Origin of the sequence: Coleofasciculus sp. H7-2, assembly GCF_042747725.1 — a bacterium.
In the GTDB taxonomy this organism is placed as follows: domain Bacteria; phylum Cyanobacteriota; class Cyanobacteriia; order Cyanobacteriales; family FACHB-T130; genus FACHB-T130.
In genome coordinates, this window is record NZ_JBHZGO010000023.1 from 150,049 (window position 1) to 173,339 (window position 23,291).

Consider the following 23,291-nt stretch of genomic DNA (forward strand, 5'->3'; position numbering starts at 1 on the left):
CCTATCAAAAACTATGCGTCTGATGGATATTTTACAAACGCCGCCGTTGATCAACATTATCGCTGGCTGATTTAATAACTAGACAATAATGACGCTAAATATCAATTTGCTGCCTCATCACCGTGCTAAAACGCTGCGGGAATATGGGAAACAATATTATGTAGATGCGAAGGGCGATCGCTTTCCCAGTGTCTCCACTATCCTCAACGCCACCAAACCACAAGAAGATCGAGAAGCACTCTTCAACTGGCGCAACCGCGTCGGAGTAGAGGAAGCTAACCGCATTTCTGGTGCTGCTAGTCGTCGTGGTACGTCCACCCACAAGCACATTCAGCGCTATCTACTGGGGGAAAATGTCGCCTGTCCAGACGCGGCTAAACCCTACTGGGAAAGCATAGAGCCGGTATTGCAAGACATTCACGAGGTGCGGCTGGTGGAAGGTTCTGTCTTCCATTACGATTTGAGTTATGCGGGTCGAGTCGATTGCGTTGCTAATTATAAGGGCGTTCCCTGCGTCTGTGACTGGAAAACCGCCGATAAGCCCAAAGGGTCAGTCGAACGCCTCCGCGATAGCCCGATCCAGTTAGCGGCTTACACAGGCGCGGTTAATCAATTTTACCAAGAGTACGGCATCCATCTGAGTCACACTTTGCTGGTTGTAGCGGTTCCGGAAATGCCTGCTGAGGTGTTCTGGTTTGAACCAGATAATATGATGATTTACTGGCAGCAGTGGGAGCGAAGAGTTGGGGAATTTTGGCAGCGTAGAGGAGCAATGACGCCTTCGAGCCTCTAATTTTCCTTGAAATGATGCGATACGTGCTAGCTCTTAAATCACTGGTTTCTTAATGTACGCACAGTCGCGATCGCAAACTACCCTGGAATCATCAGTAGTCTGGATGAAACACTTGAAATGAAAACTAGCTCTAAAATTTTGGCAGGGCTAATCGGTGTGTGTGTCGGTGATGCGTTGGGTGTTCCCGTCGAATTTACTAGCAGAACTGAGCGGGTGAAGTCACCTGTGACAACTATGATCGGTTACAGAACTCATAATCAACCCCCTGGCACTTGGTCAGATGATAGCTCTCTCACCTTCTGCTTAGCGGAATCTCTGTGTGGTGGATTTTCTCTGGATGTAATAGCTAACTCTTTCTGTCGTTGGTTGAACGAAGGTTTCTGGACTCCCCACGGCAAGGTTTTTGACATCGGCAATACCACCCATGATGCTATTAAGCGTTTAAAACAGGGCGTTCCACCCCTGGAAGCGGGAGGAAGAGATGACAGGAGTAATGGCAATGGTTCTTTGATGAGAATTTTGCCTCTAGTTTACTATCACAAAACTTTAGATTTTTCAGAACTACAGCGTTTTCTTTCTGGATGAGGTACAGTCAAGCTTCCAAAATCAAAGGTTTTAGGCGATCCTCGTACCTCACTAGCTTCAAAAGTGCTGTAATAGAGCGATCGCATCAAGTTTCTTGCATCACTCACGCTCATCTAAGGAGTCAAATTGCCTGTGGAATTTATATCAGCATTGCTGTTTGTTTATTGCAAGGTCTTGATCCACAAGCTGCTTATCTCCAAGGCGTTCAAGATGCCCAAAAAATTTATTCCCAATCTTTCTATGCACAGGAAAGGCATCACTTCCACCGAGTTAACAGCGGTGAACTTGCCAGTTTACAGATAGACTTTATCCGCTCTGGAGGCTATGTAATTGATACGTTAGAGGCGTCGCTTTGGTGTTTCTTAAATAGCTCCTCTTATGCCGAAGCGGTGCTAAAAGCGGTGAATTTAGGCGACGATACTGATACCACTGCCGCCGTTACTGGTGGTTTAGCGGGAATTTATTACGGCGTTGAAAATATTCCCGAAGAATGGATAAATCAAATTGCCAGTATTGAAGACATCATTGACTTAGCAACACGTCTGGAAGCAGCTATCTACAGCTAACCTTTCACATTATCGGAAATCCACTGAAGGTAGGCTGGAGAGCCAGCTAAGATTGGCAAAGCAATAATTTCTGGTACTTCATAAGAGTGCAACTCTCGAATCTTAGCTTCGAGGGCGGGGAATTGCGCTAAATCTGTTTTAATGGTTAGCTGCCATTCTTCTTCTAAGTTAACCTTACCTTGCCAGGTATAAATAGAATGCACTGGCATTAAATTAACACAAGCCGCTAGCTGGGATTCAACTAATTTTTGGGCGATCGCTTCTGCCTCTTGCCGCGAAGACGCTGTTACCAACACCACACCGTAACGAGTTGTACCAGAATCCCAATCCATAACCTGCAACCTACTCCCCAAAAAAGCCCCAATCTATCAGTTAGCGATTCTCTCAACTACCCAACCATTGCTCTGACTGGTTGTTCAAACGTTGTCACACTGGCACTTACGGTTGCTTGTGAGTATGAGTTTTGGTTTTCTGACGGCAGCACAGCGCCATTCATCTGGGCATCTTCCAAGTTAGTTCCTACCAGCTTTGCCTCACTCAGATTTGCTTCACTCAAGTTTGCCTTACTCAGCATCGTCCAGCTCAAGTCTGCCCCCTCCAAAGACGCCCTTGTTAGGTTTGCTCCCCGCAAGTCTGCCCCTTTCAGGTTGGCTCGACGCAGTGTCGCTTCGCCCAGATCCGCTGCTACCAAGTTAGCGCCTTCCAGGTTAGCGCCACTCAGTTTGGCATTATTAAGGTTGGCTCCCTCTAAATCGACTCCAGCCAGGTCTAATCCTTTTAAAAAAGCTCTGCTGAAGTTAACACCATTTAAGGAAGCTCCATACAACTTCGCGCCTGTGAGTCTCGCTTCGCACAAATTAGCCCAACTAAGGTTAACACCGCTGAGATTCGCTTCCCGCAGGTTAATCCTTTGCAGATTGGCTCCACAGAGATTAGCGCCCCAGAGGTTAGCGACTCGAAGATTGGCACTGCTGAGATTTGCACCGCTTAGTTTGGCTCCTGGCAGTTTTGACTTAACTAGGAACGCGCCGCTAAGGTTGGCTTTCGTCAAGTCTGCCTCTACCAGTTTGCCTTCACTAAGTTTGACAAAACTCAGATCCGCCCAGTTCAGACAAGCACCCGTCAAGTCGGACTTTGTTAGGAAAGCCCGACTCAGATTGGCTCCCCTCAGGTTAGCGCCCGTGAGATTGACCCCAATGAGCGTGACTCCTCTCAAGTCGCCTCCGTTGAGATCGATCCCGGCAAAGTCTCTTTGTCCGTCTTCATAAAGCTTAAGTAAATGGCTTACTTCCATAGCGCGATCGCTCCCTAGTTTATATAAACCGTTGAAGAGGCTTGAAACAAATCTTACTTGGCTTAATAACCACATTTTTGGCGGTTACTTTTATAACAGAATCTTTCTTCACTCAACTTTTAACTGTTACTCATCGAAACCTTAATAAATATTTTACTTCTCTAGACTACTCCCCTTATAAGGCTCAAACAGATGATGTTACAAATATTTTTTAATCTTTTTTCAAAACTCAATAATTGAGTATTTTTTTTAATAAAAATTCTATAAAAAGCTTATTTTCCGTAAAAATACGGTGGTCAGTTTATCTATAAATTACTCTAATTTTTATAGACAGGTGAAGCGTCGTTCAACGATCAATATAGTTCTCTAGTCAAGATTCATCCATAACAGGGGATTACTCTGCTTGCGTGTGTGGGCAGACTGCCATACATCCTACACAGACATCCGTTCCTCAAACCCTATTTTTAAACAAAGACGCAAAACTTCGCGTCTCTACTGATTTCTCAATTTTCTTAAATCACTGAAGAGCTAGGGTTTAGGCTTGCAAATTCACCTGAATTCGCAGAACGCCACTACTACCATCCATCCGATTCTCATCTTTCAGTCGCTGCTGTTGGCTTAAAGACGTAGCGCGAGCGAGTAAAGTATAATTTCCCGGCTGCTGGGGCATCCATAAATAACGCCAGAGCGTCCACTCATGAGGAGACGCCGGTTGATTCTGTTCGGCATCCTGCCAAGTCTTACCATCGTTGGTACTTACCTCAATGGCTGTAATCGGGCTAGATTTGTCTAGGGCAACACCAGCAATCAAAATGCCGCCTTCCCAACCTGTTTCACCCGTGCGCCCCAAATGCACCCGATGCTGTCGGTTCCAGACGCGAGTGTTTTGCACTTGGCGTATCAGCGCATGAGTGGGAATTTCTGCTGTATTAGACCAGCCCTGACGTTCCCAAAAACCTTGCTTCTGGCTGCTGATAGCTTCAATCTCGACCAGCCATTTGGGTTGCTTCTGACCAAAGTGACCGGGAATAATCATTCGTAAAGGGTAGCCATGCTCCTGATTGAGAGCTTCGCCATTCATCTGGTGAACCAGTCGCACTTCTTTTCGCATGACTTCTGCAACCGGCAATGTTGTCTCGTAGGAATCAGCTCCGTGCAGCCTAAATTCTATCGCCTCTGATTTAACACCAGCTCGCTCTAGAAAAGGTAGCAAAGGGGTACCCGTCCACTGAGCGTTTCCAATCAGGTTACCGCCGGTGGGATTGCCAATGCACTCCATAGTCAGGTAGAAATTTTCCGGCGGCGCTGCCAGGATGTCTTGAAAGGTCAGCGTCAGCGGCTGGGCAACGGCACCAGTAACTTTTAACCGCCAGTTGTCAAGATTAATCCTGGGAGGAGAGGCGTAAGATTGCACATAAAATTCGCTCAATGGCGTGAGCAGGTGTTCTGGCAGTTTTGAGTCTGGCTTGAGCAGGTCAAGCAAAAACAGCGGCTCCACTGACCGTGCTAACTTACAGCCAGGGAGCAAGTTAGCAGCAATCAGTCCGCCGGATGTTTGTAGCAGATGTTTGAGAACTTGACGGCGTTTCACCGCTACCTCTTATAACGAATAAACTTGACCATCAATCAGCAAGCGGGTAATTCCCTTGGCTTGCAGTTGCGAACAAGTTTTCTGAAGCATCCTGCCATCTGGAACTTTAATCACTCGTTGGGTGCGGTTAGAGAACCTTCGAGCTACCCGATGGTTATCGAAAACTGGCAGTGTTCTCTGCTGAACCTCTTGGGCAGGAATTTGTCCGAGGTCGCTGAACTCTCGCAGGGGTCTTGCGATCAATTCTGCTGCTCGGTCTACGACTAAGTAGCAGGTTTTGGGAAGCACAGCGTTGGACAGTGGTAAAACTTGAACGCTAGCGCGGTTTTCTCGCTTAAACGTTCCTGCTGGAATCGGACTTTCTAGAGTTGGTGTATCATCCTCCCAGTCGTCTTCGTCTTCGAGGTCTTCTAAATCGTCGTCCTCGTCGTCCTCGTCGTCCTCCAAATCAGTTAGGTCTTCCCCCAGCATCTCTTCTATGACACTGGCTTCTGCACTGTAATTGTTATCAAGTAAATCGCGGCTGTTGCTCGGTGGTGCATCCACAGCCACCTGGAAAAGTGGCATGGAGGAATCGATCCCTGAGAGAATGTCGGAAGGAATGTCTTCCTGCTCTTGTGCCCTCTCTTCCTCAGTAGAGACTGAGGAGCGCCTGCGACGCCGCCGTGGGGAGGTAGGGCTTGCATCCAAGGATTCTTCGTTGTCTGCAAAGGATTCTTGGCTGTCGAGAAAGGATTCTTCGCTCTCTACCGATGTGGTAAGCGATATTTCTACTGGCTCCTCGTCAGCTTCAGTGGTAGGTTCGGAAATCGAGTGGGAGCGATTGGTTCGCTTTTGCTGTATCAGAGCTTCATATTCTTGCTCGGATAGACGAGTTTTTAAAAGACGGCTAATCGTTGAATTACTGACATCATAGCGACTAGCCAGGGTTGAGGTTGTCTCTCCTGGCTGTCGATACAGGTTGAGGATGTCGCGCTTATCTAATTCTGAGAGTTTTCTCACACTCATGCTACTTCCTAAGCACGTTTGCGTCCGGTACGACGGGAACGACTGGATGTATCAAATTCCAGGACAGCGCCGATGGCAAACAGGACGCCGCTGAAAACCCAAAATACTTCCAATAGTCCTCCGCTTTGATAATCCTTACCAATGAAAGCATTGGCGTATTTCAGCCACATATCGGCAACGTAGTATGAAAAAGCTGCCCCAGCAATCATCCGCCAAGACTGAGAAAAACGACCCCCCCAAAATGCTAGCAATACAGTCGAGGCAACGATCAACAGAAAGATATCGCTAACGACGTAAAAAATGTCCAAAAATATGCCTAATGGCTCTAGAAATTTTTCCACTGATATGACCCAGGCTGGAGCCTGATTTTCTCCAGTAGGAGCGGGTTGGGATTTAATGGCAGAGGGTTTTGCTTGTGCTGTTTTCACCACAGTAGCGGTTTTATTAACTGCTGGTACTTTGGTGGCAGCGATCGCTTTCTTGGGTGAAGTCGCCTTAGCTACCTGTGTTGTTACTGCGGGTAAAGGTGGCGTTGCTGATGATGCATCATCAGGGGAGGCAACCTGTAGCCAGACTGCCAAGGCAATTCCGGCGACTGCGATCGCTGCAACGATTGCCCACTGCCAAACTTCTAGATTCAGTCGCCGGGAGATGACAGCTAAAATCATTCCCCAGGCAAGAAACAGATAGGCAGGTACAAAAAACAAATCCCCAGGTGACACAATCGGTTCTTGGTGTAAAACCAGTTCCCAGTAGCAAAACAACAGGTTCCCCAGAAAATAGCACGACATCCCCAGTCCAAATCCCAGCCAGACGTTACGTCCGCTGACAATCTGGGGACTGCGCCAGTTTCTAAAACACAGCACTGCTGCCCCTAGGTAAGCCACCTCTTCAAAAATGTAAGTCCCAATCGAGTACCAAAGCGGACGCTCCTCTCCGGGCGCTGAAATGCTAAACAACAGAAAATACAGCAGTGCTAGCACACCCCAGGTTATTCCCGCAACGATTACGGTCTGTACGCTCAGAAAGGATTGTAAACCGGATGCCTTTTCCGATGACTTTTCTAAAGAACTGCTCATAGTTTTTCAAAACAAGGATGCACGCAAGGTTTAATCGCAAATGCAATTCAATTAATAATCGGCTAACAAATCTCCTCTAAGAAGCGCAAGTGTCTCATCTTAATGCAAGCTTTGGCATATTTCTTAAACATTTTTCAGATTATCGCCACAGCTTACCTAGGGGAGATTGATTCAGCCACTCTAGGAACTGAGTCCGCTCCCCTGGTTGCATATCTTGTAATGTATCCTTTACTCCTTGGGCAAAGTTGGTATTGCCAAAATATTCCTTACCCAGGCGATGTAGTTCTTGTAACAAGGTGATCAGATGATGTTCCTCCCAAGCGGGAATCTGGAGGCTAGTCAAGGGGTCCATCGTTAGCAAGTTTTTTACTGCTTCCGACCCATCCGCACCCGGAAAGTGCCACTGTCGCAAGACATCAGTGAGGTCTTTTTGAAATAATCCGGCTTGTCTGTTTCCTAATAGGTCTTCAACGTCTATGAAAACTGCCTGAAGCAACAATAGGCAAGCTTGGGTTAGAGGGACAATTTTGAGGTCACTACTAGCCTCCGCAGCCAGCTGATCTAAACGAATTTTGCCCCAGACACTATACCGATCTGGCTCTTCCAGCAAAACGCAGGCTTTGCCACGGTTATCGGTGAGTTCTCGCCAAAAGGCCCTGGCTTCTTCTGCTTGATTAGCCGCAAATACACTGATCAAGCGAAAAGTTTGCCCCTGATAAGTGAGAATCGGGATCTGCTGTTCCCGCTTGGGGTGCTGAATGCTAGAAATTTCAACATCCTGCCGTTTCAGAATAAACATGACACTGGCAAATGACTCCTGACTTGGCCGGGGGCGTTGTGCGGCTAAAAAGCGATCGCCACGCAACTATCAAGGGCGCGATCCAGCGCTGGTGCTGGGTTAAAATCGGACAGCGTCGCGAGTGCGTCCGCGTAGCGCATATCGCCTTGACTAATACACTATCGTATCCAAACGTCTGAGTATGTTGGTTTCTAGTTTACATTGAGCTTAAAGCTGCTTGAGCGATATATTTGGAAAGCTTTGGCTTTCTGGGTTGCTTTGCAGCGCTCGGCACAGATACAATTTACGACAGAGCCAAGGTTGCTGATGCGTTTTTATGTGGGTGCGTAACTCAGGTGGATAGAGTAGCTGCCTTCTAAGCAGTTTGGCGGGGGTTCGAGTCCCTCCGCACCCGTTTTAAACTCAATACAAATCCTTATACCCAAAAGATTGGGTATAATCCCCAGAAACTTAACTTCTGAGGTAGGTTCATCCGGATGAAACCTTGATAAGTTATCTGCTGAAAAAGCCCGTGACGAGGATTGAACTCGTGACCTCACCCTTACCAAGGGTGTGCTCTACCACTGAGCCACACGGGCAATTTTAGAAGTTTTAAGTGTTAAATTTTGAGTGGGTTATCTTAAAATAATAACTCAAAATTTATGACTCAGAACTTTAGTTGTATGGTGGGCCGAGCTGGATTTGAACCAGCGTAGGCATAGCCAGCGGATTTACAGTCCGCCCCCATTAACCACTCGGGCATCGACCCATTTGATCCACGATTAATAATCGTAGCACAACTTTTAGAAAATGCAAAAGATTTTTTGAAAATTGATTTTAGAGATTTGGGAAAAAGTGACAGGGGGTGAAAGCAGGAGGATGAGAGCGCGAGTCTACATCGCTTACATTGATCCGTGTCCCCTGAATCAGCCGCCACCAGAGCCGCCACCAGAGCGCGTGGCATTTCTCGTAGCGATCGCCCGACTGGGAAAGTCACTCTCATCATAAATTTCGCCAACCAGCTCCTCCAGAATATCTTCCAGCGTGATCAACCCCACCGTGCCCCCATACTCATCAACGACGATCGCAATGTGGAGGCGTTGTTGCAACATATCCTTAAGTAGATTGGCGGCTCGTTTCGTGTCCGGCACGTATACTGGCGGGTCCATCGCCTCTGTCACCAAGCCATTATCAATTCCTTCTTTTTGCAAAAACCTCAGCTGCTGGAGCGCTCGCTTCAGGTGAACAACGCCCACAATTTGATCCTTAGACTCCTCCTGCACGGGAATACGGGAGTATCCTGTCTCCAGACACAGATTCACAAACTCCTGCAACGTCGCTTCATGGGAGATTGTCCTCATGTCAATTCGTGGCTTAACCAGATCGCGGGTGCTGAGGCTGTCTAGCATCAAGGCTTTGTTCAGCAGCTGGTGTTTGTGTAAATCCAGGTGCCCCTTGCCTCCCAAAATTTCAATCATCAGATGGAGATCTCTTAAAGACTCTCCCTCTTGGACAACGCCCCCCTGAAACAGGCGAATTACCTGCTGAGTAATTTTCTCAAATAAATAAATGAGTGGACCGAGAACGATAGATAACAAGTAAATCGGGCGAACGGCAAACTTAAAAACTGGCATCACATTGTTGATTGCCAGAGATTTAGGTGTAACTTCTCCAAAAATTAGCACCAGAAAAGTAACAACAGCAGTAGCAATTCCTAATCCTGCATTCCCCAGCCAGAGGGCAAATAAGTTACTGGTCAGAATCGCCGAAAAATTATTGACCAGGTTGTTACCCACTAGGAGGGTAGTGATAAACCGACCCCGATTTTCTAAGACCAGCGCAAACATCCGACGCGGGTCTCCCTGCTCTTGAATCATCGCCCTGAGTTTAAGGTTGTCGAGGGCTGTAATCGCAGTTTCCGAGCCGGAGAAAAAAGCGGAAAGCAAAAGCATCAATCCCAGCGCCGCGATATCGAGCCAAATACTTCCTAAAAGGGGACCAAGATCGGAAGTAACGAGAATATATGACTGAACGGGTAAAAAAATCACGGGAAACTGTAAAAGGCAAAAGGCAAAAGGCAAAAGGCAAAAGGCAAAAGGCAAAAGGCAAAAGGCAAAAGAAAGCTTTTTCACTTTGCCTTTTTCCTTTTAACTTTAGAGTAGCTCACCCGTTTCTTGTAAAGAGTGCAAACGTCGGTAAATCCCTTCGCGGCGCAGTAGTTCAGCATGGCTGCCGACTTCTACAATTTGACCTTGATCGAGAACTACAATTTTGTCTGCTTCCCGGACGGTACTAAGTCTGTGGGCAATGATGATGGTAGTGCGGGTGCCGAGGATGCTACGCATTGCCAACTGAATTGAGCGCTCAGATTCGTAGTCGAGGCTAGAAGTTGCTTCATCAAAGATGAGGATATCCGGATCGACCAAGAGTGCCCTAGCAATCCCCAAGCGCTGCCGTTGTCCGCCAGACAGCCGCATCCCCCGCTCTCCTACAACGGTGTAGTACCCTTGCGGTAGATGCTCGATGACTTCGTCTACTCTGGCAATGCGGCAAGCTTCCTGAACCTGTTCAAAGGTAGCTTTGGGGTTGCCATAGGTAAGGTTCTCAAGCAAAGTACCGTTGAAGATGTCTACTTCCTGGTGAACAATCGCCAGACGCCGCCGATAACCTGTGACATCCATAGTGCGAATGTCTTGACCATCTATTAAAATGTGCCCTTGATGGGGTTCAAAATACCGGAACAGAAGCTTGACTAAGGTAGACTTACCCGACCCCGAACGTCCCACCAGGGCTACAGTTTGATACGGTTCGATGAGTAGGTTGATGTTTTCTAAAACTGGGCGGCTGCTGTCGTAGCCAAAGGTCAGATGAGAAAACTCGACTTTGCCGGTGAATTGATAGGATGTGACGGTGGCAGATGAATCCATAACAAAATTAGCTGCATCCGCCCCAGTTTTCTGCTGCATAAACTCGTGAAACCGCAGCATTGAGGCATAGCGACGAGCAAAAATTTCTGCTATATTGGCGATTGGTTCCAACTCTGCATAAGCCATGCTGGAAACGGTTAAAGTGGTGACAAAGTGACCAAGTGAAATCTGACCTTTTAGCGCAGCAGCGAGAGTTAAACCTAGCACCATCAAAACACAAAACTGGATGAGAGTTTTTTGCCAAGTGGCGAGTTTGATGTAACCAAGGTGAATGCGGTAGACAATGACTTTAAACTCGCGGTTTAAGCGTTGCCGTTGCCGTTTCATTTCTATTGCTTCTGTGGCAAATGCTTTGACTGTTTTGATATTGGTGACGATTTCAGAGGTCCGGCTTTGGGTATTTTCCATGTATTTATCTAGCCGTTGTTCTTGTTGCATCAGATGCTTTAAACCTTTGAGGCTGAAGCTGAGTATAAACAAGAACGAAACTAGAAATAGTAAGGCGATGCGCCACTCAATAAACCAGATAATTACAAAGATACCCAACACTCGGAATAGTTTGGGAATCAACTGTCCGGCGATTTCTGGGTAAGTCCAAGTATGGTTTTCAAGTCCTTTAGCAACTCGTCCGGCGATACGTCCGGGGTTGTTTTCTTCGTAAAATTCTAGGGGCAGAGTGAGGATTTTTCCTAGTATTTTTTGAGCTTGATCTCGACGCGATCGCAAGGCGATATCCCAATGAAACCACCAACTTGTCCAAATCTGAATGGGCGCTCTAACTACGGTGACTAGGAAGATTAACCCCATTAGCACTGATAGGGAAAAAAACCGATTTGCTGGTAAGTTAGTAATGTCGGCGACAAGAGCGATCGCATTTTGCAATCCCTTATCCAGCGGTTGACTGGACAGCACGTTGAGAATCTGCCCAATTGTGTAAGGAACTACCAGATCGATGATTTCAAAGAGACTAGACGCTGCAATACTCAAAAGCGCGACTACCCGATATTTTCGGTAATAACCGAGGATATCCCGAATGCTTGCCATAATTCTTTCTTGATGAAAAATAGCCAATAAAAAATTCCAGAGTCCGGTTCAAAAAGCGACTCTGAAAAACTCGTATCTTGCATCCAGCGACTTTAAATCGCGGCTACACACACCAAGCCCATCTCCGTGGGGCGTGAAAACTCTTCACTTGTCTTTAGTCGAGCGAAATGTTTGTGTAGCCCCATGCAGCCTAAGGGCAAAAAATACGCGAAAGATATTTTGGGTTAAACAACAAAGTAACTCCCCGAATAAGGGAGTTTTACAGGAACTTTGAGATAACCCATCGATTGAACTTATGGCTTTATCAGCATCGGTGGTGGCCTCGGTTTAGTAGCGGGTTACATAGCGTAGGCTGAGTGGAGTGCCCACCAGACGAGAAAAGCAATACCGCCCAAAACCAACACGGATGAGATAGCGATCGCTTTTGGGCTATCAGCTCCCTCGAACTTCATAATTCCACGGTTCAAGTCTGACATAAGGCTGCGATCCTCCTTGGCTCGGAGCTAGACAACGATTTGTAAACATATCGTACTCATGACTAGGTTAGCGGGTGTTAGAGCATTCGTCTATCACCCGAATGGGTCATAAATGGGTTGGGCTAAGATGGGAGCGACTTTTAATACTGCAAAACTGAAGTGCTGCAAGATTTAAGCTAGATTGGTTCACGCTCTATGTACACAGGGGATTATCCGTGAAAATCGCGCTAATTGTTTTGGCAGTTGTTGTGGGGTTGGTGCTGGCGGTAGAGGTGGGATTGCGACTGCTATTCGGTTTCGGAAATCCCCTCATTTATATTGCCGATGAGCAGATTGGATATTTATTAGCGCCAAATCAGCGCACTCGTCGCTTTGGCAATCTGATAGAAATTAATCAGTATTCGATGCGAAGCCCAAAAATAACAGAAACTCGCCCAGAATCTACGCTGCGGGTACTATTACTAGGAGATTCCATCGCTAATGGTGGCTGGTGGACAGATCAGGCTGAGACGCTTTCAGCCATGATGACTCAGCAGTTGCAATCATCTAGCGATGGTAAGACTTTTAACCAGATTGAAGTTCTCAACGCTTCGGCGAATTCCTGGTGTCCGCGCAATGAATTAGCTTACCTAAAGCAGTTTGGTACTTTTGAAGCTCAGGTAGTCGTGTTGCTGATTAATACCGACGATTTATTCGGGACTGCGCCGACTTCAATCCCCGTAGGACGCGATCGCAATTACCCCGACCAAAAACCGCCCCTAGCTCTTGTAGAGGCATTCAGCCGCTATTTGTTAAAGGCACCGCCAGTACCAGAGATGAAAGCGGTGAATGCGGAATCAGGCGATCGCGTTGGCTTTAATTTAAAAGCCATTCAAGAAATCCAGACCATCGCAGAGCAAAAAGGTGCCAGCTTTTTGCTAGCAATGACACCCCTGAAGCGGGAAGTCGGCGAACCGGGTCCCCGTGATTATGAACTAAAAGCGCGAGTGCGCCTCATCGACTTAACCCAAAACCAACACATTGCCTACATAGATTTTCTGCCCATTTTCAACTCAAAAGAGCAGCCAGAAACCCTGTACCGAGATCATATCCATCTCAGCCCTCAAGGAAATCAGCTGGTTAATGAAGAAATTGGGCGATCGCTCAATCAATTAAAAATGCAAAATTAAAAATTAAAAATTGCGGAATTTTTATTTTAGTAGTGGTAAACACATAGTGTTAATTAGTAGTGGAACCTCTGTTATACAAAGGTTTCCAAGCTAATTATCACTACTTCTACAACACTACTCCCATTTTTAATTTTTAATTTTTAATTTTTTAAAAGGAAACGGCTACAGCCGGAGAACTCAGACACCGACAATCCCAGTCTGGTTGCTGCCAAACCTGACCATCAAGAGCCATCTGATCGATCAAACTCGCCAGACGCAACGCCTTAAGCGCCTGTTCGCCGCCTACAGAGGGTTGATTCCCACCACGCACGCAGTTAACAAAATGCTCTAACTCCGCGTGAAGCGGCTCAATATTACTGGTGTAGACTTTCTCAATTAACCCATCCTGTCGGTAAAGCACCTGACCATAATCTGTCATATAATTGGCAGTCGTTTGTCGGTGAATCAGAATCTCATTGTTGAGAAAATCTGCTTCAGTTAGAGAATTTTTGCAATGGGCAGCAATGCGACGAATTTTGCGATGTGTCACCTTACTGGCTGTTAGCGTAGCGACAATTCCGTTGGCAAAACCAAGGGTAGCCGTCACGTAATCTAGATAGCCAGAATCAGCGGCACGACTACCACTGGCGGTCAATTTGACTACGGGTGCAGCGGATAGTTCTAGCAGCAGGTCAATATCATGAATCATCAGATCCAAGACTACAGAAACATCGTTAGCCCTTTGCGAGTAAGGACTCATGCGATGAGCCTCTAGGGCAAGCAATTCTTCTGTTTTCAGAACTTTGCTGAGTTCTTGAAAAGCCGGATTAAACCGCTCAATGTGCCCTACTTGGAGAATACAGTGAGATTCGGCTGCGGCATTGACGAGGGATTCAGCCTCAGCAATACTGGCGGCAATCGGCTTTTCAATCAAGACATGAATCCCGGCTTGCAGGCAAGTTATGCCAACCTCGTGATGCAGCCTTGTCGGAACGGCAATGCAGACAGCATCTACATAGGGGATTAAGTCATGATAATTTTCAAAAAAGCGGGCGCGATACTTACTCGCAGTATCCAAACCCCGCTCAACATTAATATCTGATACACCAACCAGTTCAACATCTTTAAGCAGACTCAGAACGCGGGTGTGATGCTGTCCCATATTGCCGACCCCAATCACGCCAATGCGGATTGGTTGAGGCTGGTTGCGCTGCTGATGAGCGTCTGGCTGTCTTGCTGACATGCTATCTTGCACTCCTGTATGCTCCTCCACCACTAGGATTAAATCAATTGGCAACGTTTAGTCGCCTGAGACGATCCAGATGGTATCATAGTGCCTTCTTTTGTGAAGAATTTCAAAGCTGTGTCTAACTTTCTCAAATTTGTGAGAGTTGGCTCATCTTCCATTTTGTTGAGGTTTGTAAATTAGCAGCTGGTAAATGTGTCACTTTCTCTCCCGTCCATCTGGGGAGGAGTGAGGAGTGAGGAGTGAGGAGTGAGGACTGAGGGGTGAGGGCTGAGGAGTGAGGGCTGAGGACTGAGGGCTGAGGACTGAGGAGTGAGGACTGAGGGCTGAGGACTGAGGAGTGAGGAGTGAGGACTGAGGAAGTGAGGACTGAGGAAGTGAGGATTCAATAGTGAGGAGTGAGGAGTGAGGAGTGAGGACTGAGGGATTTAGTAGGCAGTGGACAGCGGTCAATTACAAGAACCGACGGAGGGAAACATCTCAGGACTTACGCAAAGCTTATACATATAGTGTTTTGTAGGGGCAATCCCCCTGTGGTTGCCCCCAAATGTGGTGATGTTGTGTAAGTCCTGAGCTAAAAGTTGGCAGAAGTAAAAATCCAGGTATGAGGGGGCTGGGAAGTGAAAGCGGTTGTTTTGTTGTCTGGGGGGTTAGACTCTTCGACGGTACTGTATCAGGCAAAGGTTGATGGCTGTGAGTGTTATGCTATCTCGTTTGATTACCAGCAGCGGCACCAGAGAGAGTTAGAGTCTGCGACAGCGATCGCCCACCTCGCTGGTGTACTAGAACATCAGGTAGTGGCGTTTGATTTGCGTCGCTGGGGCGGTTCTGCGCTCACAGACAGTGCTATTAACGTACCAGAAGGGCGATCGCTTGATGAAATGGCTCAAAGTATCCCTGTAACCTATGTCCCCGCCCGAAACACCATCTTTTTGAGCTTTGCCCTAGCTTATGCAGAAACTATCAACGCTCAGCGGGTTTATATTGGCGTTAATGCTTTAGATTATTCCGGTTATCCAGATTGCCGTCCCGATTATATCCAGGCAATGCAGGAAATCTTTCGACTGGGAACGAAACAGGGACGAGAGGGACAGCCGATTAGCATCATGACGCCCCTGATAAACCTGAAAAAAACGGAAATCATTCAGCTCGGAAATCAGCTAGGCGTTCCTTGGGAGCAAACTTGGTCTTGCTATACCGGAGGCGAAGTGGCTTGTGGCGTTTGTGATTCCTGCCAGTTGCGTCTAGCTGCTTTTGCTGAGCTGGGATTACAAGATCCGCTTCCCTATGCAGCGAAGAGTCACTAAAGCTGGGGATGTCCCAGATGTAAACGAATGGCAAGTTAGAATCTAAACTTTATCATTCAAAATTTATGCTGACTCCTGATTCCTGATTCGCAATTTCTGATTCCTTTATGTCATCTGCTGCAACCTTAGCATCTATATCTGAGACATCATCTGAGACATCAGATCCGTTGGCTCCATTGCTAGCAAATGTCGTCTCTCGTCGGTGAATGCGAATTTGGTGCAGGCGTGGACCCTCGGCAGAAACGATGGTCAGCTCAAGGTTGTCATAGCGTAGGGTTTCGCCTTGGGTAGGAATTCTCTGATAGTGGTAAAGCAGGAAGCCGCCCAAAGTTTGGTATTTATCAATCAGGGGCAAGTTGAGATCCAGAAATTCGTTGACTTCTTCCAAATTCATCTGTGCTTGCACCAGAAAAGTCTGCTCATCCAAAATTTGTACAGCTAACTCTTCTTTATTCTCAGATTTTGGCTCGTAGCCGATAATTTCAGCAATCAAATCCTCAATTGTTACTAACCCAGCGGTGCCACCAAATTCATCCACAACGATCGCCATTGCCAGGTGACTTCGCTGCATCATCGGCAAAAGTTCGCTTAAAGGTCGTCCTTCGGGCACAAATCGAGCGGGTCGAATCCAAGGCTGAATCGGTGTATCTAGGGTTAGTTCCCCTTTGGCTAAAGGTTCAGCTAACTCTTTGAAGTAAATAATGCCGCGAATATCGTCGAGGGATTCTCCCGTGACGGGATAGCGGGAGTGACCCGTGGAGGTAATTTCATCTAGAAAGATTTGAAAAGTGGCGTCACAGGGAATGGAGGCAATGCTGGTGCGGGGAACCATCACTTCTTCCGCCAACACCTCACCAAACTCAAACACGTTGTTGAGCAACTCTCGTTCTTCGGCTTCCAGACCTGTAGACTCGCGCTCTGTGGTGATAATCATTTGCAATTCTTCGGGGGTAACGCGCGCATACCAGCCTTGTCCGGTGTACTGAATGCCTACCAGCCGCAACAGCAAGCGCGTTGATTGGTTGAGAATCCAGATGAACGGGTTGAAAAAGCGGGCGATCGCTCTGATTGGCAGTCCCAAAAACCTCGCCAGTTGTTCCGAGTAAAGCAGTGCCACTGATTTCGGGGATAGTTCACCCAAAACAATTTGCAGATAGGCAATCAGGAAGAAAGCAACCGGCACCGAAAGGGAATGAGCGATCGCTACTTTCACCTTCCAAGATAGAGGCAAGTGCGCTATTGAAGCGGACACTAAAATTGCCATTGTACTCTCGCCAATCCAGCCGAGAGCCAAACTAGAGAGAGTAATCCCTAGTTGAGTAGTAGAAAGCAGCCGATCGATGCTGCCTTGCAAGTTTTGAACCGTTTTTGCCTGAATATCGCCCGCTTCGGCTAGCTGATTGATGCGCGATCGCCGCACCGAAACTATCGAAAACTCAGCGATGACAAAAAAACCATTAATGGCAATCAGCAGTAGCACCGATAATAATCGCAGCAGAACGTCTTGCGCGGTGAGCCTAGGAAAAGCATTCACCGTCAAGATCGCCAACACGGGGGTATCCATCCGTAACGAAGGTATTGGGTATTGGGTATTGGGCAACGAATCGTTGGTAATCGGTAGTCGGTAATGAGTAGTGGGTAGAATCCACTACCCACTGTACGGTCACGGTACAAGAAAAGCCCCTATTACCTACCACCTAACGCCTACTTCACCACTGGAATTCCAGACATTTTCAGCTGGAGTTTTTGATCGGGATAATCTGTCAAAGTCAAAGAAAGCTGCTTAGCGTCTTCTAGTAAAGCCGTGGGAATACTCACCGTCCCCGAAAAGCTTTGCCCATTTGGTGGCAATTCTCCTGGCAAACCTTCAGTCACAGCACTTAAAGCTCGACCTTGGTCGTCCGTTACATTCAAGAAACTATACAGAAACCGTACAGCATTCCCTCCCTCATTCTTCAGGCTCACATTCAGCAACAAAGACCCTCCTTGCTGACGCGCTGAGCCTATCTCCAACTTCACGCCCTTGTCCTGACTTGTAATCGGGAAATTTTGCTGTTTATTTTCCTGCTCAGAGGTCTCCTCAGGAGTGTTAGGCTCGCTGTTGCTTTTGGTTTCCTCTTCTTTCGGTTCAGGCTTAATAACGGTTTTACCCTTACCGCTCATTTGTGCTTTGACACTTGCCAGGATATCAACCTCGCGCAAAATTGCCACTCCTTCTTTACCAGGAGTTGCCCGCTTGCTACCAGCCAATTTATTGGTAGGGCGCACATCCGGCTGCGTTACTCCTTTAAGGGCTTCATGACCTACAGTAAACCCCCACATCGCACTTACAAAGCCAGCGCCTAACATCATGGCAAGCAAAATTAACGTAAGTGCGACAGTTGAATTTAGTTTCATTGGTTGCTCAAGCTACAAAAATTGCCGCGACACCGACTAACTGCTATACATAGCTGACGACTGACAGCAGTGGAACCTATGATAGCGAATCGGTCAATGTCACGCCGAAGATTTATCTCTATTTTAGAAAACAGCGCTTATAATTTATTATCAGGAATCATACTACGCATCCGCTTTGGAGTGGACTTAGCGTCCATAATTGTATAAAATAACAATCCAGCCAGGATTGACTGATGGGATGCAGTCATCAAATCAGTCAATCCTGGCAACGAAATCAATCATGCGCTCTTGGCCGATTGGGGAGGCAGCGAACTCATAATTCGCCTTCAGACTGGTTCGATTCCGGTAGGGCGCATTCCCATAAATTCAGTATCCTTGAAGCAAATTCCCCAGAAGCGCTCTAGCGGAAAGTACAATGCGCTCAGGATAAATGCAGTTTATTAGCGTATCACGATCTTAAGAAACCTATTAATAAAATTATTCTCGATAATTTACTTTTATCGAAAATTTCAGCAGAATATCTAAAACGCCAGATGTTTCCCAATGGTGGAAAGCAACTGAACAAAGTAAGTTGGAAGCTTAACGTCAGTTCAAGAAATAGAGTTTATAAAAAGCCAGCCCTGATAGCTTGTCAAAATCTCGCCCCGTGAATTTTGAAAAAGTCAAATTTTAAACCGCGACCAGGCAGAAGTAAGAAAGACAAACAATCTTTGCTTGTCTTTTCCTCTTTTTCTGATTTAGGGCTGTGGGGGGTTCTCAAACACGAACTCGCTGCCTGTTACGGGTCTACCACTACCAGTAACGTTTACATTGATAGCTGGGCTTTGCAGAATTGAGGTATTGAAAGGATTAGGGAGATCGGGAGTGCGAATAATAAAGTCACTGGAAGTCTGCTGAAAGAGTAGCTCCCGGTAAAGGTTATCGACTATCTTAGTGTCTTGCTCGATCTCATTTTCTGGAAAACTAGGGCCAATGATGAAATTTAACTCCCGTCGGTAAGATTGGTTGCCGAAAAAGTCTTTAGAGTTTTCACTGATAGCTCGATTAAATAAGTCCGGAATCGAGGTATAAGGTACTGGCTGGAAGTTAGAGAGTGTTTGCTGAGCGATCGCGCTAGAGGCAATGACAGTCGAAGCGGCACTGAGAACCAACACACTGATTAAATTAGTCAAGCGCATTCCCATCTCGTCCCTCAACTTTGGCTGAATACTATCTAAAGTTTAAGTTTAGGATGATTGTTAGTCAAATTGTCATATCTCCACTCTTTTTCTGTCCTAGTGATGATCCACAAAATCCAACCCCAGACTGATTTAACTGGCTCTTATGCTACTGCCGAGCTAACAACGCTACGCCAGCAACTGCTGGATTTATTTTGCCATCTGGCTTATAAAGAGGGAGATTTTGTGCTGTCATCGGGGCAGTGCAGTTCTTACTACATTAACGGCAAGCCAGTAACGCTTCATCCCCAAGGAGCTTTAGCAACAGGTCGGATTCTGTTATCGCTGCTGCCGATGGATACCCAGGCAGTTGCCGGATTGACGCTGGGAGCCGACCCGATTGTGACAGCAGTAAGCGTAGTTTCCGCCTATGAAAATAGACCTTTACCGGCGTTAATTATTCGGAAAGAAGCCAAGGGACACGGAACACAGGCATATATAGAAGGTCCTACTCTCCCTGCGGGTGCGAAAGTGGTAGTTTTGGAAGATGTGGTTACAACTGGTAAATCTGCAATGAAAGCAGTTGAGCGTCTGCGAGATGCCGGTTATGAGGTTGAACAGGTAATTTCTTTGGTAGATAGACAACAAGGCGGTGCCGAGTTATACCAGTCAGTTGGGCTAAAGTTTCAGGCGGTGTTTTCGATTCAGGATCTTCAGGAACGATATAAGCAGATGCAGGCTTAATATTGTCGCTCAAGTTTACATTTAGCTGACTGATAATCCTGCTCATGAGAAAGACTTTTGAGCAGTGCTAAACCTAAAATAAACTCAGTATTCGCCACTGGCAATGCTAGGTGATTATTTACGGTAAGCTACGCGATCGCACTATGCCACTCTCACCCACGACTATTGACGAGTCTGATTGTTGTAAGTACAATGTAGCTACTTTTCCTTTTAAAGCTACTTAGATATGAATGCAGCTATCAAAACCAGAATTGTTAAAATTGGTAATTCTCAGGGAATTCGTATTCCTAAACCGCTTTTAGAACAAAGCGGTATTCATACAGAAGTTGAAATTGAAGTGCAAGGCGCGAGCTTGATTATTCGCCCAGCGGCAAGATCTCGTGTGGGATGGGATGAAGCCTTTGCCAAAATGTCCGAACGACACGATGATATTTTGCTTGACGATGTTATCCCTACTAACTGGGAACAGGTTGAATGGGAATGATAGTCAAACGTTTTGATGTTTTCCTATTTAATCTCGATCCTACTGTTGGTAGTGAAATTCAGAAAACACGACCCTGTTTAGTGATTTCTCCAGATGAAATGAACCGCAATATTGCTACAGTCATCATTGCACCAATGACGACAAAGGGTCAAACATATCCTACCCGTATAGCTTCTCAATTTCAAAGTAAAGATGGACAAATTATTCTCGACCAGATCCGCACAGTAGACAAAACTCGATTAGTTAAACACCTTGGTCAAATTAGCCCCGATGAGCAAAGAGCTGTTCTCGATAGCTTGGCTGAGATGTTCGCCGAGTGAATATTCCCGTAACTTGAGCGAATTCTATTGCTGTTAAAAATTGCGCGATCGCACTTATGTGTAGTGCGAGATAGCGCGATCGCCTACGGTACGCTACGCCAAAGCCCATTGCCCCAAGTTGGGCTAAGAAACACAACCCAGTATTTCCTATTACAATAAGCTTTGAATATTTTGGGTTGACGAAGTAAACCTAAATTAGTGAGCATCACCCATATCTACCCATAGACGCTCTTCATAAAATTGAAGCTTTGGATCAATATCTTTTTGCTTCAAAGTTAAAGATTTACAGTTATTATCATAATCATAAAAAAATATTTCTACTTCTGAAAATAAAAACAATTCAGTCTGTAGCAAAATCTGTTTAGGATTAGATTCACTAATCTTAAAATCTAATTTTCTTTTTGTTTCTTCATTAATTGGCTTTTCAACTATGCAAGTTACATAACATACATTATTTTTATCTTTTTCTAATACATTTAAAAAAGGAAGAAGCTCTGAGTTTGGAATACATAAATCCTTCTTTTTTCCATCTATTAATGATAAAGACAAACGGGGATTTGTATAAATCAAACCCTCGTACAAGTTAGAATCATTTTTATATCTAAAATTCATCCTAATTTGCTTGATATTAAAAGCTTTGTTCGAGGCAGTTATAGATAATTTTAGTGCATATCCAATACCTTTTATTTGCTTATGCACACCAAAATTATCATAATTAAACATCATTTCTGGACTTATGTAAACAATGCTAATTATTCTTCCTTTTAAGATAGGTTGCAACAAAAACTCTTTATAGCAAATGCTATAGCAGAAATTAACTATAGCTATTATAAAACCGCCAAAAGCAGCTACTGCTTTTGCAGTTTCAAAATCTAAAGCCATAGAAAGAATTCCATTTTATAATTTTACTTAATAGCGTGCTACCTAAAACATCGTTACCATGCTCAACTTGGTAACGATGTTTAACATTGTTTTAGCCTTGAGTTACGGGTTCCTTAGCCAAAAATTTCTCCAGTTCTGTCAAAGCATCGGCATCCACTTTCGTCTGCATCGGGCAGAATTTCGGACCGCACATTGAGCAGAATTCAGCAGTTTTATAAATATCTGCTGGCAGAGTTTCGTCGTGATATTCCTTAGCGCGTTCGGGGTCGAGGGATAATTCAAACTGGCGGTTCCAGTCGAAATTGTAACGCGCTTTGGAAAGTTCATCATCGCGATCGCGTGCCCCCGGACGATGCCGTGCAATATCGGCAGCATGAGCCGCAATCTTATAGGCAATTAATCCATTCCGCACGTCTTCAGCATTCGGCAGCCCTAAGTGTTCTTTGGGTGTCACATAGCACAGCATCGCCGTACCGTACCAACCAGCCATTGCTGCACCAATCGCAGAGGTGATGTGGTCGTAACCGGGGGCAATGTCTGTAACCAGTGGTCCCAACACATAGAAGGGTGCTTCAGAACACTCTTCCATCTGCTTTTTGACATTAAACTCGATTTGATCCATTGGGACGTGTCCTGGCCCTTCCACCATCACCTGCACGTCATGTTCCCAGGCTTTGCGGGTCAATTTTCCTAAAGTTTTGAGTTCGGCTAATTGAGCGGCATCTGAGGCGTCGTGCTGACAACCGGGACGCAGGGAATCTCCCAGACTGAAGGAGACATCGTATTTTTTGAAAATTTCGATGATGTCTTGGAAGTGGGTATAAAGCGGATTTTGCTTGTGATGATGCAACATCCACCGTGCCAGAATGCCGCCACCGCGAGAAACAATCCCGGTGATGCGATCGCGCACTAAAGGCAAATGCTCAATTAATATCCCGGCGTGGATGGTTTGATAATCTACTCCCTGCTGTGCGTGCTTCTCAATTATGTGGAGAAAGTCATCGGCGGTGAGGTTTTCAATCGTGCCGTGGACGCTTTCTAAGGCTTGGTAAACTGGCACTGTGCCAATGGGAACGGGCGAGGCGTTGATAATTGCCGTGCGAATCTGATCCAAATTGCCGCCGCCGGTGGACAAGTCCATGACGGTATCAGCGCCATATTTTACAGCCAGATTTAACTTATCGACCTCTTCATCCAGATTGGAAGAGTTGGGGGAAGCGCCGATATTGGCGTTCACCTTACACTTCGAGGCGATGCCAATCGCCATCGGTTCTAGGTTGGTGTGGTTGATGTTGGCGGGGATAATCATTCGTCCCCGCGCCACTTCATCCCGAATCAGCTCAACTGGGAGATTTTCCCGCTGTGCTACATACTGCATTTCTTCAGTAATCACACCTTGACGGGCATAGTGCATTTGAGAGACGTTGCTCTGTCCACGCCGCTTAGCGATCCATTCAGTCCGCAT

Annotated in this window: 23 protein-coding genes, 4 tRNA genes and 1 pseudogene; 10 read left to right on the forward strand and 18 right to left on the reverse strand. The window is 46.2% G+C overall.

The features are described 5' to 3' along the window. Positions 1 to 88 precede the first annotated feature (88 nt). Positions 89 to 793 carry an exonuclease gene (locus tag ACFW2W_RS04515; RefSeq protein ID WP_378173894.1) on the forward strand — a complete coding sequence of 235 codons (705 nt, stop codon included), beginning with the start codon at positions 89 to 91 and terminating at the stop codon, positions 791 to 793. Positions 794 to 910: 117 nt separating this feature from the next. Then, positions 911 to 1,944: pseudogene (locus tag ACFW2W_RS04520) on the forward strand (ADP-ribosylglycohydrolase family protein). Here the strand turns inward: ACFW2W_RS04520 and cutA are convergent. The 6 genes from cutA to ACFW2W_RS04550 form a co-directional block, all read right to left on the reverse strand. Next, the gene (gene cutA, locus ACFW2W_RS04525; RefSeq protein ID WP_378173897.1) at positions 1,941 to 2,276 is read right to left on the reverse strand and encodes a divalent-cation tolerance protein CutA; all 336 of its coding nucleotides are present in this window, start codon (positions 2,274 to 2,276) and stop codon (positions 1,941 to 1,943) included. The pseudogene ACFW2W_RS04520 and the gene cutA overlap by 4 nt on opposite strands. A 56-nt stretch (positions 2,277 to 2,332) precedes the next feature. After that, the gene (locus ACFW2W_RS04530) at positions 2,333 to 3,238 is read right to left on the reverse strand and encodes a pentapeptide repeat-containing protein (protein WP_378173900.1); all 906 of its coding nucleotides are present in this window, start codon (positions 3,236 to 3,238) and stop codon (positions 2,333 to 2,335) included. A 535-nt stretch (positions 3,239 to 3,773) separates the two neighbouring features. Next, positions 3,774 to 4,829: a molybdopterin-dependent oxidoreductase gene (locus tag ACFW2W_RS04535; protein ID WP_378173902.1), complete on the reverse strand. Its 1,056-nt coding sequence runs from the start codon at positions 4,827 to 4,829 to the stop codon at positions 3,774 to 3,776. A 9-nt stretch (positions 4,830 to 4,838) separates the two neighbouring features. Next, positions 4,839 to 5,837, reverse strand: a complete 999-nt coding sequence (locus ACFW2W_RS04540) for a hypothetical protein (RefSeq protein ID WP_378173905.1) — start codon at positions 5,835 to 5,837, stop codon at positions 4,839 to 4,841. A gap of 8 nt (positions 5,838 to 5,845) precedes the next feature. Next, on the reverse strand, positions 5,846 to 6,916 hold the full coding sequence (locus ACFW2W_RS04545) for a hypothetical protein (RefSeq protein ID WP_378173908.1): 1,071 nt from the start codon (positions 6,914 to 6,916) through the stop codon (positions 5,846 to 5,848). 139 nt (positions 6,917 to 7,055) lie between these two features. Next, a complete protein-coding gene (locus ACFW2W_RS04550) occupies positions 7,056 to 7,715 on the reverse strand; it encodes an Npun_F0813 family protein (protein ID WP_378173911.1) in 660 nt (219 codons plus the stop codon). Between the two features lie 320 nt (positions 7,716 to 8,035). On the opposite strand from ACFW2W_RS04550, the gene ACFW2W_RS04555 reads away from it, so the two are divergent. Next, positions 8,036 to 8,109, forward strand: a tRNA-Arg gene (locus ACFW2W_RS04555). A gap of 112 nt (positions 8,110 to 8,221) precedes the next feature. Here ACFW2W_RS04555 and ACFW2W_RS04560 read toward each other — a convergent pair. The 5 genes from ACFW2W_RS04560 to ACFW2W_RS04580 form a co-directional block, all read right to left on the reverse strand. Continuing rightward, positions 8,222 to 8,293, reverse strand: a tRNA-Thr gene (locus ACFW2W_RS04560). Between the two features lie 85 nt (positions 8,294 to 8,378). Further along, positions 8,379 to 8,463, reverse strand: a tRNA-Tyr gene (locus ACFW2W_RS04565). 157 nt (positions 8,464 to 8,620) lie between these two features. Then, the gene (locus tag ACFW2W_RS04570) at positions 8,621 to 9,742 is read right to left on the reverse strand and encodes a hemolysin family protein (protein ID WP_378174080.1); all 1,122 of its coding nucleotides are present in this window, start codon (positions 9,740 to 9,742) and stop codon (positions 8,621 to 8,623) included. 105 nt (positions 9,743 to 9,847) lie between these two features. Further along, positions 9,848 to 11,665, reverse strand: coding sequence for an ABC transporter ATP-binding protein (locus ACFW2W_RS04575; protein ID WP_378173913.1), 1,818 nt, complete (start codon positions 11,663 to 11,665; stop codon positions 9,848 to 9,850). A 338-nt stretch (positions 11,666 to 12,003) separates the two neighbouring features. Further along, the gene (locus tag ACFW2W_RS04580) at positions 12,004 to 12,141 is read right to left on the reverse strand and encodes a hypothetical protein (RefSeq protein WP_190411922.1); all 138 of its coding nucleotides are present in this window, start codon (positions 12,139 to 12,141) and stop codon (positions 12,004 to 12,006) included. A gap of 215 nt (positions 12,142 to 12,356) precedes the next feature. On the opposite strand from ACFW2W_RS04580, the gene ACFW2W_RS04585 reads away from it, so the two are divergent. After that, positions 12,357 to 13,310 (forward strand): SGNH/GDSL hydrolase family protein, encoded by a 954-nt coding sequence (locus ACFW2W_RS04585; protein ID WP_378173916.1) that lies wholly within the window; start codon positions 12,357 to 12,359, stop codon positions 13,308 to 13,310. Positions 13,311 to 13,458: 148 nt separating this feature from the next. Here the strand turns inward: ACFW2W_RS04585 and ACFW2W_RS04590 are convergent, their stop codons facing one another. Continuing rightward, the gene (locus tag ACFW2W_RS04590) at positions 13,459 to 14,532 is read right to left on the reverse strand and encodes a Gfo/Idh/MocA family oxidoreductase (protein WP_378173920.1); all 1,074 of its coding nucleotides are present in this window, start codon (positions 14,530 to 14,532) and stop codon (positions 13,459 to 13,461) included. Between the two features lie 201 nt (positions 14,533 to 14,733). Further along, positions 14,734 to 14,988, reverse strand: coding sequence for a hypothetical protein (locus ACFW2W_RS04595; RefSeq protein WP_378173923.1), 255 nt, complete (start codon positions 14,986 to 14,988; stop codon positions 14,734 to 14,736). A gap of 167 nt (positions 14,989 to 15,155) precedes the next feature. Here ACFW2W_RS04595 and queC point away from each other — a divergent pair, with 167 nt between their 5' ends. Then, positions 15,156 to 15,842: a 7-cyano-7-deazaguanine synthase QueC gene (gene queC, locus ACFW2W_RS04600; RefSeq protein WP_378173926.1), complete on the forward strand. Its 687-nt coding sequence runs from the start codon at positions 15,156 to 15,158 to the stop codon at positions 15,840 to 15,842. Positions 15,843 to 15,894: 52 nt separating this feature from the next. Here queC and ACFW2W_RS04605 read toward each other — a convergent pair whose 3' ends face one another. Both ACFW2W_RS04605 and ACFW2W_RS04610 read right to left on the reverse strand, forming a co-directional pair. Then, positions 15,895 to 17,406: a hemolysin family protein gene (locus ACFW2W_RS04605; protein ID WP_378173929.1), complete on the reverse strand. Its 1,512-nt coding sequence runs from the start codon at positions 17,404 to 17,406 to the stop codon at positions 15,895 to 15,897. 140 nt (positions 17,407 to 17,546) lie between these two features. Beyond that, positions 17,547 to 18,239: a hypothetical protein gene (locus ACFW2W_RS04610; RefSeq protein WP_378173932.1), complete on the reverse strand. Its 693-nt coding sequence runs from the start codon at positions 18,237 to 18,239 to the stop codon at positions 17,547 to 17,549. A gap of 282 nt (positions 18,240 to 18,521) precedes the next feature. On the opposite strand from ACFW2W_RS04610, the gene ACFW2W_RS04615 reads away from it, so the two are divergent. Beyond that, positions 18,522 to 18,594: transfer RNA gene (locus ACFW2W_RS04615), tRNA-Met, on the forward strand. A gap of 382 nt (positions 18,595 to 18,976) precedes the next feature. On the opposite strand, the gene ACFW2W_RS04620 is transcribed toward ACFW2W_RS04615, so the two are convergent. Next, positions 18,977 to 19,417: a hypothetical protein gene (locus tag ACFW2W_RS04620; RefSeq protein ID WP_378173935.1), complete on the reverse strand. Its 441-nt coding sequence runs from the start codon at positions 19,415 to 19,417 to the stop codon at positions 18,977 to 18,979. Positions 19,418 to 19,519: 102 nt separating this feature from the next. Here ACFW2W_RS04620 and pyrE point away from each other — a divergent pair, with 102 nt between their 5' ends. The 4 genes from pyrE to ACFW2W_RS04640 all read left to right on the forward strand — a co-directional run bounded on the left by pyrE (position 19,520) and on the right by ACFW2W_RS04640 (position 21,103). Next, positions 19,520 to 20,140: an orotate phosphoribosyltransferase gene (gene pyrE, locus ACFW2W_RS04625; protein WP_378173937.1), complete on the forward strand. Its 621-nt coding sequence runs from the start codon at positions 19,520 to 19,522 to the stop codon at positions 20,138 to 20,140. A 226-nt stretch (positions 20,141 to 20,366) separates the two neighbouring features. Then, the gene (locus ACFW2W_RS04630) at positions 20,367 to 20,624 is read left to right on the forward strand and encodes an AbrB/MazE/SpoVT family DNA-binding domain-containing protein (protein ID WP_378173940.1); all 258 of its coding nucleotides are present in this window, start codon (positions 20,367 to 20,369) and stop codon (positions 20,622 to 20,624) included. Then, positions 20,615 to 20,944, forward strand: a complete 330-nt coding sequence (locus tag ACFW2W_RS04635; RefSeq protein WP_378173943.1) for a type II toxin-antitoxin system PemK/MazF family toxin — start codon at positions 20,615 to 20,617, stop codon at positions 20,942 to 20,944. Before ACFW2W_RS04630 ends, ACFW2W_RS04635 begins: the two co-directional genes overlap by 10 nt. Positions 20,945 to 20,971: 27 nt before the next feature. Next, a complete protein-coding gene (locus ACFW2W_RS04640) occupies positions 20,972 to 21,103 on the forward strand; it encodes a hypothetical protein (protein WP_378173946.1) in 132 nt (43 codons plus the stop codon). A gap of 36 nt (positions 21,104 to 21,139) precedes the next feature. On the opposite strand, the gene ACFW2W_RS04645 is transcribed toward ACFW2W_RS04640, so the two are convergent. Next, positions 21,140 to 21,826: a hypothetical protein gene (locus ACFW2W_RS04645; RefSeq protein WP_378173948.1), complete on the reverse strand. Its 687-nt coding sequence runs from the start codon at positions 21,824 to 21,826 to the stop codon at positions 21,140 to 21,142. 91 nt (positions 21,827 to 21,917) lie between these two features. After that, positions 21,918 to 23,291: a phosphomethylpyrimidine synthase gene (gene thiC, locus ACFW2W_RS04650; protein WP_378173951.1), complete on the reverse strand. Its 1,374-nt coding sequence runs from the start codon at positions 23,289 to 23,291 to the stop codon at positions 21,918 to 21,920.

What these genes read in the sequence shown, in the direction of transcription:
- ACFW2W_RS04545 (WP_378173908.1), bottom strand. Translation starts at nt 6,916, where the DNA reads ATGAGCAGTTCTTTAGAAAAGTCATCGGAAAAGGCATCCGGTTTACAA.
- ACFW2W_RS04575 (WP_378173913.1), bottom strand. Translation starts at nt 11,665, where the DNA reads ATGGCAAGCATTCGGGATATCCTCGGTTATTACCGAAAATATCGGGTA.
- ACFW2W_RS04645 (WP_378173948.1), bottom strand. Translation starts at nt 21,826, where the DNA reads ATGGCTTTAGATTTTGAAACTGCAAAAGCAGTAGCTGCTTTTGGCGGT.
- ACFW2W_RS04635 (WP_378173943.1), top strand. Translation starts at nt 20,615, where the DNA reads ATGGGAATGATAGTCAAACGTTTTGATGTTTTCCTATTTAATCTCGAT.
- cutA (WP_378173897.1), bottom strand. Translation starts at nt 2,276, where the DNA reads ATGGATTGGGATTCTGGTACAACTCGTTACGGTGTGGTGTTGGTAACA.
- ACFW2W_RS04540 (WP_378173905.1), bottom strand. Translation starts at nt 5,837, where the DNA reads ATGAGTGTGAGAAAACTCTCAGAATTAGATAAGCGCGACATCCTCAAC.
- ACFW2W_RS04580 (WP_190411922.1), bottom strand. Translation starts at nt 12,141, where the DNA reads ATGTCAGACTTGAACCGTGGAATTATGAAGTTCGAGGGAGCTGATAGC.
- ACFW2W_RS04530 (WP_378173900.1), bottom strand. Translation starts at nt 3,238, where the DNA reads ATGGAAGTAAGCCATTTACTTAAGCTTTATGAAGACGGACAAAGAGAC.
- thiC (WP_378173951.1), bottom strand. Translation starts at nt 23,291, where the DNA reads ATGCGGACTGAATGGATCGCTAAGCGGCGTGGACAGAGCAACGTCTCT.
- ACFW2W_RS04605 (WP_378173929.1), bottom strand. Translation starts at nt 17,406, where the DNA reads ATGGATACCCCCGTGTTGGCGATCTTGACGGTGAATGCTTTTCCTAGG.
- pyrE (WP_378173937.1), top strand. Translation starts at nt 19,520, where the DNA reads ATGATCCACAAAATCCAACCCCAGACTGATTTAACTGGCTCTTATGCT.
- ACFW2W_RS04590 (WP_378173920.1), bottom strand. Translation starts at nt 14,532, where the DNA reads ATGTCAGCAAGACAGCCAGACGCTCATCAGCAGCGCAACCAGCCTCAA.
- ACFW2W_RS04550 (WP_378173911.1), bottom strand. Translation starts at nt 7,715, where the DNA reads ATGTTTATTCTGAAACGGCAGGATGTTGAAATTTCTAGCATTCAGCAC.
- ACFW2W_RS04515 (WP_378173894.1), top strand. Translation starts at nt 89, where the DNA reads ATGACGCTAAATATCAATTTGCTGCCTCATCACCGTGCTAAAACGCTG.
- ACFW2W_RS04610 (WP_378173932.1), bottom strand. Translation starts at nt 18,239, where the DNA reads ATGAAACTAAATTCAACTGTCGCACTTACGTTAATTTTGCTTGCCATG.
- ACFW2W_RS04620 (WP_378173935.1), bottom strand. Translation starts at nt 19,417, where the DNA reads ATGCGCTTGACTAATTTAATCAGTGTGTTGGTTCTCAGTGCCGCTTCG.
- ACFW2W_RS04630 (WP_378173940.1), top strand. Translation starts at nt 20,367, where the DNA reads ATGAATGCAGCTATCAAAACCAGAATTGTTAAAATTGGTAATTCTCAG.